At 47.7% G+C, this 17122-nt stretch carries 11 protein-coding genes; 7 read left to right on the plus strand and 4 right to left on the minus strand.

The annotated features are described in order from the left end of the window. Nucleotides 1-17: 17 nt before the first annotated feature. Nucleotides 18-1226 carry a glycosyltransferase family 4 protein gene (locus AC2CG4_RS18850; RefSeq protein ID WP_484487734.1) on the plus strand — a complete coding sequence of 403 codons (1209 nt, stop codon included), beginning with the start codon at nt 18-20 and terminating at the stop codon, nt 1224-1226. 60 nt (nt 1227-1286) lie between these two features. Here AC2CG4_RS18850 and AC2CG4_RS18855 read toward each other — a convergent pair whose 3' ends face one another. Genes AC2CG4_RS18855 through AC2CG4_RS18865 form a run of 3 tightly spaced genes read right to left on the minus strand, consistent with a single transcriptional unit; the run spans nt 1287 to nt 5119 of the window. Then, nucleotides 1287-2435, minus strand: a complete 1149-nt coding sequence (locus AC2CG4_RS18855) for a polysaccharide pyruvyl transferase family protein (protein WP_062063282.1) — start codon at nt 2433-2435, stop codon at nt 1287-1289. 40 nt (nt 2436-2475) lie between these two features. Further along, on the minus strand, nt 2476-3672 hold the full coding sequence (locus AC2CG4_RS18860) for a hypothetical protein (protein WP_484487735.1): 1197 nt from the start codon (nt 3670-3672) through the stop codon (nt 2476-2478). Next, nucleotides 3662-5119, minus strand: a complete 1458-nt coding sequence (locus AC2CG4_RS18865) for an undecaprenyl-phosphate glucose phosphotransferase (RefSeq protein ID WP_484487736.1) — start codon at nt 5117-5119, stop codon at nt 3662-3664. Before AC2CG4_RS18865 ends, AC2CG4_RS18860 begins: the two co-directional genes overlap by 11 nt. A gap of 393 nt (nt 5120-5512) precedes the next feature. On the opposite strand from AC2CG4_RS18865, the gene AC2CG4_RS18870 reads away from it, so the two are divergent. From AC2CG4_RS18870 to AC2CG4_RS18885, 4 genes are all read left to right on the plus strand, one after another. Next, nucleotides 5513-6019 (plus strand): M48 metallopeptidase family protein, encoded by a 507-nt coding sequence (locus AC2CG4_RS18870; protein ID WP_484487737.1) that lies wholly within the window; start codon nt 5513-5515, stop codon nt 6017-6019. 129 nt (nt 6020-6148) lie between these two features. Then, complete coding sequence (locus AC2CG4_RS18875) at nt 6149-8620, plus strand: EAL domain-containing protein (RefSeq protein ID WP_484487738.1); 2472 nt, start codon at nt 6149-6151, stop codon at nt 8618-8620. 82 nt (nt 8621-8702) lie between these two features. Further along, on the plus strand, nt 8703-13205 hold the full coding sequence (locus tag AC2CG4_RS18880) for a PAS domain-containing hybrid sensor histidine kinase/response regulator (RefSeq protein WP_484487739.1): 4503 nt from the start codon (nt 8703-8705) through the stop codon (nt 13203-13205). Then, entirely contained in the window at nt 13202-14119 is a 918-nt protein-coding gene (locus AC2CG4_RS18885) for a diguanylate cyclase domain-containing protein (RefSeq protein WP_484487740.1), read from the plus strand. Before AC2CG4_RS18880 ends, AC2CG4_RS18885 begins: the two co-directional genes overlap by 4 nt. Before the next feature lie 2 nt (nt 14120-14121). Here AC2CG4_RS18885 and AC2CG4_RS18890 read toward each other — a convergent pair whose 3' ends face one another. Next, nucleotides 14122-14850: a glycerophosphodiester phosphodiesterase gene (locus tag AC2CG4_RS18890; protein WP_484487741.1), complete on the minus strand. Its 729-nt coding sequence runs from the start codon at nt 14848-14850 to the stop codon at nt 14122-14124. Between the two features lie 147 nt (nt 14851-14997). Here AC2CG4_RS18890 and AC2CG4_RS18895 point away from each other — a divergent pair, with 147 nt between their 5' ends. Together AC2CG4_RS18895 and AC2CG4_RS18900 are read left to right on the plus strand one after the other, a co-directional pair. After that, nucleotides 14998-15627: a mechanosensitive ion channel domain-containing protein gene (locus tag AC2CG4_RS18895; protein WP_484487742.1), complete on the plus strand. Its 630-nt coding sequence runs from the start codon at nt 14998-15000 to the stop codon at nt 15625-15627. A gap of 298 nt (nt 15628-15925) precedes the next feature. Further along, nucleotides 15926-16975 carry a hypothetical protein gene (locus AC2CG4_RS18900; RefSeq protein ID WP_484487743.1) on the plus strand — a complete coding sequence of 350 codons (1050 nt, stop codon included), beginning with the start codon at nt 15926-15928 and terminating at the stop codon, nt 16973-16975. Nucleotides 16976-17122: the final 147 nt, after the last annotated feature.

Below are 17122 nucleotides of genomic sequence, written 5' to 3' on the forward strand. Positions count from 1 at the left end.
CAACAACCGAGACCTGGATGAAAAATTTATCGCGTCACATCTACCGGAAAATACGCGCACAAATATTGCAACGCATTATTCCGCAAAGCGGCATGGCACTGCCAGAGCAAGACTCTCGCTCTACGGCAGGGTTGCGCATTGAGGTAATTGGATTTTTTCACAGCATCTCTGGCATTGGCGAGTCCGCACGCCTTTGCGCGCAGCAATTAGCAGAGGATGGCTACTCAGTAAACTGCACCAGCGTGGAAGCTTTTTTTCACAAACCCGCCGAACTGGATTGGCAGTGGCACAATTCAATTGCACAAAATGAAATTAACTGTCGCATTTACCATTTAAACCCACCCATGTTGCCGCCGGTCATTTTGCAAATGGGCATTAACCAGTTTAAACGTACATTTAATATAGGTTACTGGGCATGGGAGTTGGAAGCCATACCAGACGAGTGGATTAAAGCTACGCACTATATGAATGCGATTATGACCCCGTCACAATTTACCACCAACACCATTCAGCGTTACACCCAACTTCCAGTGCTCACGGTCACGCATCCAGTCGCACCGGAACAACCCGCAAGCGATATTCGCAAACGCTTGCACATTCCCGACAATGCCTTTGTGGTTGCTAATATTTTTAGCTTTGGCAGTGCCATGGAGCGCAAAAATCCGCTGGGGCTAATTGCTGCTTTTACTCAAGCATTTGCAGATAATCCCAATACGTATCTCATCCTCAAAGCAAATGCCGGAGAAAACAGCCAGGAGAAAAAAACCTTGCTCGCGGCAATTGCCGGGCACAGCAACATTTTATTGTTAGATCAACATTGGAGTAAAAGCGATATCCTCGGCTTGATTGCAACCGCAGATCTTTATGCATCACTGCATCGATCAGAGGGCTTTGGATTAACAATCGCAGAAGCCATGTTATTAAATACTCCCACCCTGGTGACGGGCTGGTCCGGTAATATGGATTTTTGCACTCAGGAAAATAGTTTTTTGGTGGGTTACGCGCCGATCAAAGTCAACTCTTCGCACCCGGAATTCAGTGAGTTCGACAATGCCACTTGGGCCGATGCCAACATTCAAGAAGCGGCCAATCTATTGCGCACAATTTATGAAAGCCCAAGCGAACTAGCCCACAAAAAACAGTGCTGCGGCTTGCACATGAAGCACACCATCAACAACCATAAGTACGAACATGCATTAAAACAATTGGCGCTACGCAAACCATAAGATCACCCATCACTCAATAGAATTTTGGGCACGCTAGCGCAGCCGATGCGTGCACTCCCCTTAACGAACCAGCTGCAAATAGGGCTCCTTGGTAAACGCAATATCCAGGGGCTGTAGATGCGCTAATTGTTTGGCCACCACATCAGCATTGAAATTGACGCACACGCGATCGGCCGCGCCAATACTCTCAAAATAAGACGACAATTTTTTATCCCACGCCAAACCTATCACCGGCACCCCCAGGGATGTCGCCACTATACAGGCGTGTAAACGATAGGCGACAATTTTCTCGCAGCGCAAAATAGTTTTAACCAAATCCTCTGGCACCATTGGCCGCTCTGCAAACATCACCTTGATTAATGAAACATTTATATGTTGTTTGATACTGGCTAACACTGCCTCATCTTCCGGAGAGCCATTGGTAAAATACAGCGGGGTAAAACCTAAAGCGGCTAATTTTTTTCCCAGTTCAATATAATCCGCAACTGACAACACCACTTTAGTGTGTTTACCGGGCGTATCATTTACCACCAGACCAGAAGCCATTACACCAATTCCCACCACGCCCTCAGCATCTGCTTCGCGCGCAAAACCTCCGTAGGTTTCACGGGTAAAATTCCCCGGATCGGGCACGACAGTTACATCACCTCCGAAGATACTGCACCAATGTTTACGCGATAATTCGTCTCTCACCGAGACATACTGCAGATAAGGATTGTTGTTAAAAATAGCGCTGAATAATTTACGCCCCTGCGGTGAAAAATAGGCGGGATTCGACACACCAACCGCATGAAGATACACGGGCTTTTGCAATTCCATCGCCAAACTGACAATGGCATGCAACCTGATGGGGAAATACAATTCGGCGTCGGATATCAAATGCCCACCGCCAATCACCACTCTATCCGCCTTTTTAATCGCCGCTTTCCAGCGCGGTAGTGCATCGCGCTGTAACAAAGAATAAGTCAGCCGATGGCGCAAACTATTCGCCATTGCTTCGGGCAAATTGCGCAACACTTTGCTGGCAATATTTTTTAACGCAGACGGCGCCTTAATACCTGCGTCGCCGTAATTAATACGACCACCCAAATCCACAGTAGAAATGCTATTGCCATGGGTTAACGAATCAAGCAAATATTCCGTTGTTTCTGCAACAATACCATCGCCCACATTGTTGCTATACTTCACGTTAAAAATTGTAATATTCACTTAATACCTCAATAAAAATTCAGCTTTAAATTGATTGCCGTTAGAAACGTAACGAGAGCATCAAATTAATTTTTTCTCCTTCATAGTCTCTGAACACTAGAGTAGATTGCCGATCATATAATTCCGCCTCCAGCCTGATGCTGAAATCTTTAACTCCAGAATAGACCAACACTAAAGGGCGCCAACGCTGCCATATTTCATCGCGCTCGGCTTGAGTAATTTGGGAAATGTACTGTTGTTCGGAATATGAAAAGTGGCTCTCTACCCGCCAGCGCGAAGATACTTGCCAACGCAGCGCCACGCTGGTGTCGTTCAACTCAGTGGGAAATTCAATTTCCTCACCCGCAGCTGGCTCATTAACTTCATAACCCAACTGCAGGGAAACTTTAGCGGTTAACTGCCACAACCATTGAGCATGCCATAAAACACCTGTATCGCTATTAATCTCTCCCTCGCGGTCAAAGCGAGCGATGCCCAATGAGAATTGATTGTCGGTATTTTTTATCCATTTAAGATCATATGAATATTGGCGATAATCAAAATCGATAAAATCCCCAGCGGAACTCACGCCGGTTTTATATCGCCGCTCGCCATTTGACACACGCAGCTGGTGCTGAAAACTTGCCCCCTTCTGCGCAATAAACTCCGCAAAGACCTCCTGCTGATCGAAGTCGAGAATCTCCCGTTCTGTCGCACTATGGGTCTGATTGATTTCAGTGCCACCAATCCACAGCGATAGTTTTTCCCGCGTGCCATAACCTGCACGGGCAATAAATTCATTTTTTCCGACAATATCTTTTCCCTTATATTCCAAGGGATCAACCGCATAGGCATCGCGTTTTATTGCAGCATCCAACAATATTTTATTGCCGATTTGCCCGCGCCAATTTGCCTCACCCAGCACATAAGAGGCATCCAGCGCTTGATTGGTATCATAATAAAGTTGCTTAAATTTCAGGGCGACCTTCAGTTGCTGTTTACTAAGGTCAGCCGCACCCATCACCCCTAACCCAAGCAAATGAATAGTCTCTTCATGCCCCTGTTCAGTACGTGAAAAATTACTGTCATTCAGCGCGGAATAATCAACATCAACAGCGGCACTGCCCGCCACAACTGACATTGAACAAAGCCAGCAGTTGCCCACTAGCGCTGCACCGAACACCAGCCGGTGCAGCCTGGGAGAGTAAAAACCGGCAGGGGTAGATTTTTTATTCATCCGCGCCAATCTAATAGGCATTAGAATTAACAAATCCTTTAAAAATTGTTTTCCATAAAATTTTAATATCCAATATCACTGACCAATTGCGGATGTACTCAAGATCATAGGCAATACGGCCCGACATTTTATCCAGCGTTTCTGTCTCGCCGCGAAAACCATTGACTTGAGCCAAACCCGTAATGCCCGGTTTCACTTTATGGCGCAACATATAACCTTTGATTTGCCCGCGATAAAATTCATTGTGTGCGACCGCATGGGGGCGCGGGCCAACCAGTGACATGCTGCCGGAAATCACATTAAATAATTGCGGCAATTCATCTAGCGAAGTGCGGCGCAAAAAATTTCCGTAGGGCGTAATGCGCGGATCAGATCGTGTAGCCTGCGCCACATTTGCACCGTCTTCGCATACAGTCATCGAGCGAAACTTCCACACTTTGATTTTTTCACCACCCATGCCGTAACGGGTTTGTTTGAAAAAAACCGGGCCGGGCGAGGTAAGTTTTACGCCCAGCGCAACAATCAACATGGGAAGCGCCAAGAGCATTAATATGCCCATGCCGAAGACTAAATCTTCCAGCCTTTTGGCCCAGCCGTTATCAACCAGTGGCGAATCATAAATACTGAGCGCCGGAATTCCCTGTAAGCAGGTGAGACGCGAATGCAGCAAATCAAAGCTAAATACATCGGGAATTAAATAGGGGGATACAGTGGTATCAGCAAGGCGATCAATAACAGAATGCGTGCGCAATTCAGCGCGCATGGGCAAGGTGACAAACACTATATCAAGTTTGCCGTCATGGGCATCTTGATAGAGCATTTCCAAGCCGCCCTTCACTTCAATGTTATTGCCAATTAACCGCCTGCCCACATCATTTCCCGGCGCGCGGTCATCATAAAAGCCAATCACTTTGTAACCTAGCCACGGCATTTTTGCCATTGAGTTAATTAAGCGCAAACCCAATTCTGTCGCGCCTACAATTGCCACACGGCGCGGTTCGGTGGGATTCGCGCGCAGTTTTGCAAGAATAATGCGCCGGCCAATATGCATAGCAATCATCACTGCCGGCGTTGCCACCAACCAACTGCTCATCGCCAATAGCCCAATATTCACAAAGGGATAAATGCCCGCGATAGCGACAACAATGCACAGCAATGTGGCGAACCATGCGAGCAATAGCCGAATAGACAAATCTTTCATTGAGAGGCCGCGCCAGAGATAATAGACCTCATTACTTTCTGCAAAAAATCCAAAAATAATTACGGCACCCATGGCAAATGCGGCATAAGTATTACCCCACTCCACACCGAATAATTTCAAACAAGCCCACAACATAAAAACAATAAGTGCACTGTCGATAGCGCGGAACAGCGCAAGAATTTTGGAGTGATGAAAACGAACGACGGGCGGTTCATGGAAAGCGGCAACAGGGCTAGCCAACGCACCTTCAACAGACAGGTTACTCATTTCTACCTCCATGCAAGTTACAACTTAATACCAGCACTTTACTGCTGAATTGAAAACCTATGAACGACACAAATCAGCACACAGCGAGCGCTGATCAGTCGTTAATAGATGCAATTGCATTTTCCAGGCCAAAATTTAGTCGCCCCACGAGCAATGCTAATTTTTAAGAGGTAAATTCAATAAAAAATAATAGCGATCACCTTCAGTCGCTCACACTGACGCATCAAGCAGCGCCGCGTAACTGATCAACATTTTATCGCCACTTAATTCGCCCCAAGATAACGCAAGGCTTCACCAAAAGAGCTCATTGGTAAAAATGGGAGCAACAAAGAATTAAACGGTTATAGGCATTGGCGAGGTATAATTGCCTTTTAACTCAACGCGCCGTTTTTTATGAGCCGATTAAAATACCTCGCTGGATATTCCGACGAGACACTGAATCAAGTCCAGAACATTATTAATGAAGGGCGACTAAAAGAAGTGCTGCTCAAGCGCTACCCCGATACCCATACAGTGCGCACCGATACCGCGCTCTACCAATACACCCAACACATTAAAAATGAATACATGGGAAAGACCCAACCACTAAGCCGGGTGAGTTACGACAGCAAAATAAAAGTCATCCAACATGCACTAGGGCAGCATCACTACATTAGCCGCGTGCAGGGCGCAAAATTAAAAACGGTTAATGAAATAAAAATCGCCAGTGTGTTTCGCACTGCACCCGAAGCGTTTTTAAAAATGATTGTGGTGCATGAACTGGCGCACTTTAAGGAGAAAGAGCACAACAAAGCCTTTTATCAACTCTGTCGGCACATGGAACCCAACTATCATCAATATGAGTTTGACTTGCGCTTGTATTTAACCCAGGTGGATTTATTTGGGGATATTTATGCTTAGTAAGTCGCAGCCATCGATATATGTCAGAGGCACATCAGCTGACCAAAATTACCCAGATCCGCATGGATAATAGCCCTCTATCTGCTAGCCTTAAAGGCATAGATAAGTTGCCAAAGGACGCAGCGCGCCATGTTTGTTTACTCCGAGCTACCCCCTGCCGTCATTCTTATTGTCGACGACATGCCCGATACTATTCGGGTTTTGCGTGAGGCAGTAAAGGATTTGGGGGCTGTTTTCTATGCCACCAGCGGCGAGGCCGCGCTGGGAATGGCGCGCACCCACCGCCCGGATGTAATACTTCTGGATATCGAAATGCCGGGCATGAATGGCTATGAGGTGTGCCAGGCGATTAAAGCTGACCCATTGCTGTGCGATATAGCCATTATTTTTGTCACTGCCCATGATCAGGACATACACGAGCTGCAAGCGCTGCAATACGGGGGTGTCGATTTCATTCATAAACCCCTCAACATGCCCGTGGCGCGCGCCCGGGTTCAGGTACAACTAGCTCTGCAGCGCAAAACCCGCCTGCTGACCTTGGCCAGGCGCGATCTGGCGGACTTGATGCACACCCTACCCGCATTTGTCGCCTACTGGAACGACGAGTTCATTAATATCTTTTGCAATGATGTCAGCGGAGATTGGTTTGATACACCAGCCGCACAGATGGAAGGCAAATCGCTTAAGGACGTATTGGGCCATAACAACGCCACAATGCTCACCCCCTATATTGAGCAGGTTTTAAGCGGCGCCAACCCCTCGTTTGAAATGACCTTCGAAACCCCTCAAAAAATCATCTTTGGGCAAGTGTCTTTAGTCCACCGCAACGAAGATGATGATGGGGTGGAACAAGGTGGCTTTTTAATGCTCATCACTGATATCAGTGATCGCAAACAAGTCGAGATGGAGCTGCAAGATGAAAAAGAGCGCATGCGCGTTACCTTAAACTCCATTGGTGATGCGGTAATCGCTACCGATCAGGATGGCAAGGTTACGTTTGTTAACCCGATCGCAGAAGACCTGACGGGCTACTTAGCGCATGATGCCTTAGGCAAACCTATTGAAACCATTATGCCGCTGCGCGATGGCAGTAGCGGTCATGAATTGCAAAACCCTGTCAGGCTAGCACTGCGTGAGCAGCGGATTGTAGGCATGGCATTTGACTGCATTTTGCTAAACCGCAGCAATCAATCTCTTGCAGTAGAAGACTCTGCAGCCCCTATTCGCAATCATAAAGGGGATATTACCGGCGCAATTATGGTGTTTCACGATGTCAGTGAAGCGCGCGCCATGGCAATAAAAATGACGCATCTGGCGCAACACGATCCGCTAACCAACTTACCCAACCGCATTTTACTACGCGACAGAACGGAACAGGCCATCAAAAAAGCCCAGCGCCACGTCACACAGGTTGCGATGCTATTGTTGGATATAGACCACTTCAAAACGATCAATGATTCTTATGGCCATGTGATCGGCGACCATTTATTGCAGCAAATTGCCGACCGGTTAACGGGGGTACTGCGCAGTGGCGACACCCTCTGTCGGCAAGGTGGCGATGAGTTTATTGTCCTGCTAACTGACTTTGACGATAGTGCCCACATCGCCGATTTTGCGTCACGTTTACAAAGTATTTTTTCCCAGCACTGGCAAGTAGCAGATCTGACACTTGAGCTATCAATGAGTATGGGGATTAGTATTTACCCCGACGACAGTCAGGATATGGATTCCCTTCACCGCCACGCCGATGCAGCTATGTATACCGCCAAACAACAAGGGAGAAACCGCTACCAATTTTTCTCTAACGAAATCGAAGAGCGTTTGCGTACCCAACTGGCGCTGGAAGCACATTTACGCAGTGCTCTCGAAGAAAATGTATTTGAGGTGTTCTATCAACCGAAAGTGGATGCGCGAACCAATCAGATAATTGGCGCAGAAGCATTGGTTAGATGGCGTAACAACAACGAATTAATCTTCCCCGATGCATTTATTCCCCTTGCAGAAGAAACCGGTTTAATTATTCCACTGGGGAAACTGGTGCTACAAAAGGCCTGCGCACAAGCAAAAGCATGGGCCGACCAAGGCTTTCACCTGCAAGTTGCAGTCAATGTTTCCGCCGTACAATTCACCACCGACTTTGCTGCCACAGTAGCTGAGATCCTAACGCTAACTCGTGTTAATGCTCAGCAAATCGAATTGGAAATTACTGAAAGCTTGTTAGTTAACGATGAGAATGCAAATACCCTTATTAAAGAATTGAAGAAACTCGGAGTGCGCATTGCACTCGATGATTTTGGTACAGGCTATTCCAGTCTGTCTTATCTCAAGCGTTTTCCGCTGGACGTACTCAAAATTGATCAAAGTTTTGTGCGCAATATGCTTGATGACGAAGTCGATATCTCGATAGTAAAGGCTATCGTACAAATGGCGATGGGGCTTAAGCTCCGCTTGGTCGCGGAGGGAGTTGAAACCAAAGAGCATGCGCAGGTTTTATTAAATCTGGGGTGCCGCATAATGCAAGGCTATTACTACAGCCGCCCTGTGCCTGTGACCGAGATGAACGCACTACTACGTACCGGCCTCAACATTATCGAACACTAATAATTATTCGCTACAAACACCCGGAACAAATCCTTAGCCACCGTCACCGATTGTGCGGAGCAAGACTTACAGAGACAAAAATATGGATAACAAACCGGCAGGCTCCTTGAATCCATATCTTTGGAGCAGCATCACCTTTACCTTAGGTATTTTCTTCAGCCTCCTGATCGTTCAAAACATTCGCACTGAAAATAATGCCGCCATAGCTGCGCTGGCCAAAACAGAAACCACCACCCTAGCAAATGAGATTGCGCAGCGCTTGGAGCTTTATCAATACGGTTTGCGCAGCGGCCGCGCTCATATACTCACCAAGGGTGAAACGAATGCGACCAACGATGCTTTTCGGGATTACATGAAAAGCAGAGAGATCGATATTGAATTCCCTGGTGCGCGCGGCATGGGGTTTATTCGCAGAGTACCCCTTGCTCAAGAGGCCAAATTTGTCGCCCACGCCCGGGCAACCGGGCAAGCAGATTTTGCGATAAAGCAACTCACACCTCATAACAAGGAGCGGTATGTCATTGAGTACATCGAACCCCTGGCGCGGAATAATCAGGCAGTGGGATTGGATATAGGGTCTGAAACGGCTCGCCGCGCTGCTGCTGATGCCGCCATGCGCACTGGCGAGGTCCGCCTCACTGCCCCCATCACGCTAGTGCAAGCAACCGGCAAAAGCCAACAGTCCTTTTTAATCTTAATGCCCATCTATCGCACCTGGGTCACCCCCTCCACCGAAAAAGAGCGCATTAACGCAGCATTTGGCTGGAGTTATGCGCCGCTGATTATGGAAGAAGTGCTCGCAAAACTGGCTATCAACCGAAACCACTTTCACATAACCCTAACGGATGTCACAGACGCAAACCATGCCATCCCGTTTTATTCAAGCGATGAGAATACTATTGCCAATTCCGCCAAATTATTTCCACAACACACCACCCGCACTGTTTATGGCCGCCAGTGGCAGTTGGATTTACAAGTAACCCCCCAGTTTATAAAAGAGCAGCACCTGCCAAAACCCAATAATGTATTGCTCTGGGGGCTTATATTTAGCGCACTGGTCAGTATGTTGGTCGCCGCACTGTGTGTTTATATCATTAACCGCCAACAAATGATCAACCAACAAGCCCGCCTGGCTGCCATTGTTCACAACTCGTCAGATGCATTTATCACCACCGATACCGATGACACTATCTTGAGCTGGAATAAAGGCGCCGAAACTATTTTTGGCTATAGCGAAAAAGCCACCATTGGCGAGAAACTACTCAGCTTGCTCGCCCCCCCACACTTACTTGATGAGGGACAGCAACTCATTAAACGGCTTTTGGATGGCGAAAACATTGTTAATTTCGAAACACAGCGTCAGCGTCAAGATGGGACGATTATTGACGTCTCGTTGAACTACAGCCCGCTGCGCAATGAGAAAGGGCAAATCATTAGCTTTTCCAAAATAGTACGCGACATCAGTGAGCAAAAAGCAGCCCGCTCCAAAATTCTGGAGTTGAATTACAACCTTGAGCGACAAGTTAGCCAGCGCACACAGGAGCTCAATGATCTCAACCAAATGTTGAACAATGTGTTGGCAGCAGCCACTGAGGTGGCCATTATCGTGACCGATCTGGAAGGCACCATCACTGTATTTAACTCGGGCGCAGAGCGCATGCTCGGTTACTCAGCCGCTGAAATGGTCGGGCAAAACACACCCGCCATTTTGCATCGCGTGGACGAGGTCATCGCACGCGGTGAAGAACTCAGCACAAAATATGGTTTGCCGATTGAAGGGTTTCGCGTATTTGTACACAAACCTGAACTGGAAGGAGCCGAAACCCGTCAGTGGACTTACATCCACAAAGACGGCCATGAACTGCAGGTTTCATTATCCGTCAGCGCAATGTACACCCCCGACGGCGAGCTGCAAGGCTATTTAGGTGTGGCGCTGGATATTACCCAAACCGAGATCAGTAAACGTGAATTAATCGGCGCTAAAGACCAGTTAAGTATTGCTGCTGATATTGCCGAGCTAGGTGTGTGGAGTTTTAACACCACGAATAGCACGCTCGATTGGAACGACCGCATGTTTGCGATTTACGATCAGCCCTTATCGCTACGCGAACACGGCTTGTTTTACCAACACTGGACCGAGCGTTTACATCCCGACGATGCGCTAGAAGCGCAGCAGATGATGGCTCAAACATTAGCGGGCACACGTTCATTTAAAGGCGTTTTCCGGCTCCTGCTACCATCAAAAGAAGTGCGCTTTATTCAAGCTGCTGCCGAATGTGAGAAAGACAGCAACGGCAATGTCACTCGAATCATTGGCATAAATCGCGACATCACCATTCAACAACGAATAGAAAACCATCTACGCGAAGCCAAACATAAAGCCGATGAAGCCAGCGCAGCAAAGTCCAGTTTCCTCGCCAATATGAGCCATGAAATACGCACCCCCATGAACGCGGTGCTCGGTATGCTGCAGTTAGTTCAAAAAACTCAACTCAACCCTCGACAACAGGACTACATTGTCAAAGCGGAATCTTCGGCTAAATCGCTGCTTGGCTTACTGAACGATATTCTCGACTTTTCTAAAATGGAATCGGGCAAGCTGTCGTTTGATCCCCATCCATTTGAATTCGAAGAACTCATGTCTGATCTGAGTGTTTTACTGGCGGCAAATCACGGCGATAAAGACGTTGAGGTGTTATTCCAATTAGAACCCAATGTGCCCCGCCAATTAATTGCCGACCGCCTGCGTCTGCAACAAATTCTTACCAATCTCGCCAGTAATGCGCTGAAATTTACCACCCAGGGACATGTGATTGTATCGGTCTCCTGCCTTGAACAAACACCCGCTCAAGCGCGCTTACGCTTTGCAGTCACCGATACCGGCATAGGTATTAGCCAAGAACAACAGACGCGCATTTTTAATGGTTTTGAACAGGCAGAGTCTTCCACTACACGACGCTTTGGTGGTACGGGGCTCGGCCTGGTGATCAGTAAACGATTAGTCAATTTGATGGGTAGCGAATTACAGCTCAGCAGCGAGTTAGGGGTTGGCAGCCGCTTTTGGTTTGATATCGATCTGGCAATTGCCGACCCGACACCCTATGCGCAATTAACACAAAAATCCTTAGCGAACATTAGGGTGTTAGTGGTCGATGACAACCCACTGGTCGCCGATATATTGAGCCAAACATTATCCGCCCTCGGCTTTAACACCAGCCACACCAACAGCGGTTTGGCCGCCATAGATGCTGTTAAAAATGCACAAGCAACAGGCGCGCCGTTTGATGCGGTGTTAATGGATTGGCGCATGCCCGATGTCGATGGCTTAAGTGCAGCACAAACTATTAACGCCGACCATCAGCAGGACAAACCACCGGTGATTATTATGGTCACTGCCTACGAGCGTGAAGTATTAGCTAATCAAAATGATCCCTCAGCGCCATACAGTGAGCTGCTCACCAAACCAGTGACACCGCACCAGCTGGCAAAATCTATTTGGCAAAATGTCACCGGGAAAATACTCGCCTTACCCGCTGCTGAAATTCCCGAAATATACGCGACTCCCCTGCAAGGGCTGCGACTCTTGGTGGTGGAAGACAACGCGCTAAATCGCCAAATTGCACGAGAGCTATTAGAAGCAGCAGGAGCAAACGTAGAGTTAGCCGACGGTGGCGTGGAGGGGGTTGCTAAAGTACTTGCCTGCGAGCCGGTTTACGATTTGGTCATTATGGATATTCAAATGCCCGATATAGATGGCTTTGAAGCAACGCGCCGGATTCGCGCTCATGAAGGCTTTGCCGACTTACCTATTTTGGCAATGACCGCTAATGCCTCCTCTGCCGATAAAGAAGACTGCCTTGCCGCAGGCATGAACGGCCACTTGGGTAAGCCGATTGATATGGATGAGTTAGTCAGCCAAATACTGCAGCTCTTACAACGCGAGATTGCGAAACCCCATGCACCCTCCACCGATAACGACTCGCAAACACCCATCGACCATGCACAAATCATTCTCAAACGGTTTGGCAATAAACGGGATTTGTTTGCCCGTATGCTCACTAATTTCCGCCCGGAAATAAAGCGCCTGCTCGACAGCCTGACCCAGCATTGTGACAACCAAGACTTAACAAGTGCCACCGCAGCGTTGCATTCGCTGAAAGGAGTTGCATCGACCATGGGGGCAAAATTACTGGCGCAAACTGCGGCAGCATTGGAAGGTCAATGCAAACAAGCTCAGGAGCAACCATTAGCTGAAATAGTCACTCAGGCGACACGCGAAAAATTGCTGGAAATATTTGAATTGAGTGAACCCTTGTTGCAACGCATCGCACAAGACAGCGCCACAATTGCACCAACCCAAATAACACCAGCGACATTATCCGGCACACAAATAAAACAGCAGCTACTCGATATATTACCGCTGTTAGAAGCCGATAACATGAGCGCTATAGATCGTATCGAAACACTCTGCGAACAAGCACCGAAACAAGAGCAATTAATGCAGATATTAGAACTCATCAATGCACTGGACTATGCACAGGCCATCAGCCTGATCCAACAATTTTTACAAGAGAACAGCGAGTGAACACCACCGACAAACCTCGCTCATTACCCAAACTGCTGATTGTGGATGATCAGCCGATTAATATTCGCGTCGCCCATGAATTATTTCGCCACGACTGCGAGGTATACATGGCCACCAATGGTGAACAGGCCTTGGCAAAAGCCCGCGCACTATTACCCGATTTAATTTTGCTCGATGTAGTTATGCCCGGCATGAGCGGCCATGAAGTCTGCCAACAAATTAAGGCCGATCCTTTGCTGGCCGATATAGCGATTATTTTTGTGACTGCGCACTATGACGAGGAGGATGAAGTTCGCGGATTTGAGTTGGGCGCAGTCGATTTTATTCACAAACCTATCAACCCCACTATTACCCGAGTGCGGGTGCGCAACCAATTGTTACTCAAACAACAGCAAGATCAGTTGCGCTCCATCGCGTTAATGGATGGCCTGACTGGCATTGCGAATCGCCGTAAATTTGAAACGGCATTAAACCGCAACTGGTTGCAGTGCGCCCGCGATCGCGCACCTCTATCCCTGTTTATGATTGACGTGGATTATTTTAAAAAATACAACGACCACTATGGCCATCAGGAAGGCGATAATTGTTTGAAGCAAATTGCCCAAACCATTGATACAACACTGGTACGCCCCAGCGATTTAGGTGCGCGTTTTGGCGGGGAGGAATTCGCCTGTCTACTGCCCGGCACCGATCGTCAGGGCGCCCTCTATGTGGCTGCAAAAATCGAACAGGCCATTCGCGCATTAGCCATACCACACCAAGCATCTGATATCGCCAATCAGGTGACGGTGAGCATAGGCTGCAGCACCATCACCCCCACTCCCAAAAGCGATGTCCAACAACTCATAGCTCAGGCGGATGAACAACTTTATAACGCCAAAAATAATGGCCGCAATCAAATTAGTGCGGATTAAATTCAAGCCTTGTCGAACCGCGCATTAAACGCCAGCAGCGCATCCGGTTTATCGGTAAATACCGCATCGACGCCGAGTGTCATCATCGCGCGCCAATCATCTTCGTGATTGACTGTATAGACCCAATTTTTTAAGCCGCGCTGTTGTGCATCCTGAATTAACTCGGGAGTGATGAAACTTAAATGGGTATTAAATGAATAAGCCTTTAGTGGTTCACAACAGGCCGCCGATATCAATGAAGCGTTTTTCTGAATGAGAACGCCGCGTTTTATCTGCGGCAATAGCTGTATCGATTGAAATAATTGCTGGTGATCAAAGCTGGAAATAATGTATTGCTCGTAATTACCCTGCTGCGAACTGACATACTCATCTAACACACGCTGCAATGTCGGCACTGAATTGGCGCCTTTGATTTCGATATTCAACATCGCCTTATCGCCCACTAATTCCAACACTTGCTGCAGGGTCGGGATGGGTTCACCGTTTGCCAAGCGCTGTTCGCGTAAATAGGCCAGCGACTGTTCGGTAATAATTCCCGCACCGGATACCACACGCCCCAAGCGACGGTCATGTGTGACCAGCAACTCGCCTTCGATTTGGAATATATCGATCTCAACCGCATAGACGCCCAATTCCAGCGCGCGGGCAATGGCGGCCAGACTGTTCTCTGGCAGGGAGGATTGAATAAATTGCGGGCCGCCGCGATGGGCAATACATAACAATGGTTTCATAAAGCACTCGTTCAGACTTTCTATCGTTATAATGTGACACTATCATCAACGTGAAATTATGCATCAGCGCAAACTTGTTTATTAACGCAAGCTATGCGCTGTCGCAGTATGGCAGTCACCCCTTGAATCATCAACGCAGGTACCCGTGTGGATAGTTTTCCCCGTCTCGAAGAAATCATTTCTCATTCCGTTTTTTCAAAGTTAGTAATTGTTTTCAGCTGTATCGTCGTCTTTTATTTCGCCGCCAAGCTGCTCAACAAAATCATTCGCGATGTGAGTGTACGCCGCGCACTGGGCGATTTGCGCGTGCTCTACATTACCCGCCTGATGAATATCGGCATGGTATTTTGCTGCATTGTGGTGATGTGCCTGATTTTGGGCCTAGGCTACAGCGAGATCTCAGTATTCCTGTCATCCATTTTTGCGGTAGTGGGCATCGCCCTGTTTGCCCAGTGGTCGATTTTGAGTAACGTCACCGCCAGCATGATTATCTTTTTCGGCTTTCCCTATCAGGTTAACGACCGCATCAAAATCCTCGACAAGGATGACGATATGCGCGGCACTATTGTGGAAATCACTATGTTTCATGTGATTTTAAGGCGTGACGACGGCAACCTCATTACCTACCCCAACACCTTGATTCTGCAAAAGGCGGTACTGAAAATTGATCACCCGCTGGTTGAGCCTATTGCTGAAAATGCACAAACACCTGAGCAATTGGCAATCAATCAGATGTGCATGAGCGACACTCCAACAAAAAGCTACCAACAGCAATAATCCTCCCTTTTCCTCATAACAGCCAAATGATTGAATCATTATTTGGTTGTTATGCATCAAGCCATTGCGGATAGATGTCCTAAAAAACAAATACTCATGATAGTTTTAATGCATTATTTGTTAGCGCAATCAAATACCATTTACGGCGCCACCCACAAAGACTATATTCGCGCCGAAAGCTTTATATTCAAAGATAATAACGAAACAGAAAAATAAGGTTGCGCTTTCACAAGCACCCTAATTAGCACCCAAGATCCACTAGAGCTCAAAATAACAAAAACGGAGAAATTTAATAATTATGCAATTCCTGACCAAAACCTGTGCACTTCCCCTGCTTGCCCTCAGTTTGGCCGCCTGTGGCGGCGGTGGAGGTGGCGGCAGCAAACCTGCAGCATCCCCCACCCCCAGCTCCACCGCAGCCAGCTCAGTAGCGCCTAGCTCTACTCCGGCTAGCTCTGTAGCCCCTAGCTCAAGCAGCATTGCAAGCAGCAGCTCATCCAGCGCTATGGAAGGTAGTGAAACTACCCAAACTGCAACCAGCTTCAACGGCTACTCCATCGCAAAAATTGACAATTGCGGCGTGGGCATCAGCGCTGCGGCAAAAACCTTTGCGGTGTTTGCAGACTACGATGGCGGCGAGCAAAACCAAAGCCTGTCTAGCTTGAGCTTCAGTGGTTGGAACCATGCCACTAATGGCAGTAGCACCGAGTGGACCATGCTAAAAAACTCTGGCACCACTTACAATTTCAACACTAATGCCAAAGTAAATGACTCTTGTAACGGTGTAGATAGCATCAACGTGGTGTTGCTGAAAAAAATCGCCGACTGGGATCATCAGCACTCGAACGGTTTTGAGCGCAATATTCTTGCCCACGGTTACAAGTTCGGTGACATTGAAAACCTGGTGTTTGATATAAAAATCAACAGCGCAAAAACCAGTATCCCTAGTCTGGAGACATTAAAAACTACTTATGCAAGCTATGTAAACGCTGCAACTGTTGATGCTTTGGAAGACGGCAAAGTCAACATCGGCATTACGCTGGCCGATGGCACCAACCTTAACGGAGCGATTATTTTCCAATTAGACCAAACAGCCCTCAGTGACCAATGGGTACGTGTAACCATTCCGATGAGCAAACTGTCTTACTATCAGGAAGTGAATTACGTCCGCACCAATAAAACTCAGGCAGATTTAAGTAGCGTGGTAATCCGACGCATGCTAGTTGTCGCTGAGACAAAATCTGGCGCAGTGTTACGCGGTAACATCACCCCTTGGAGCAGCAGCGTTCCGGAAACCTTTAAAGAAATGGATTTAAGCTTTAAGAAAATTGAACTTCAGTTGAAGTAACTGTCTCGTAAAAAAAAGGGCGATGATTTTCATCGCCCTCAGACCGCTGACAAACCCCTAGCCAAACGCTGGGGGTTTTTATTTAATGGCAGCACATTATTTTGCGATGACTGCCATGCTCAAAGAACCCGCTCCGCGCCAACACAC

Source organism: Cellvibrio sp. ATLC23, assembly GCF_057196725.1.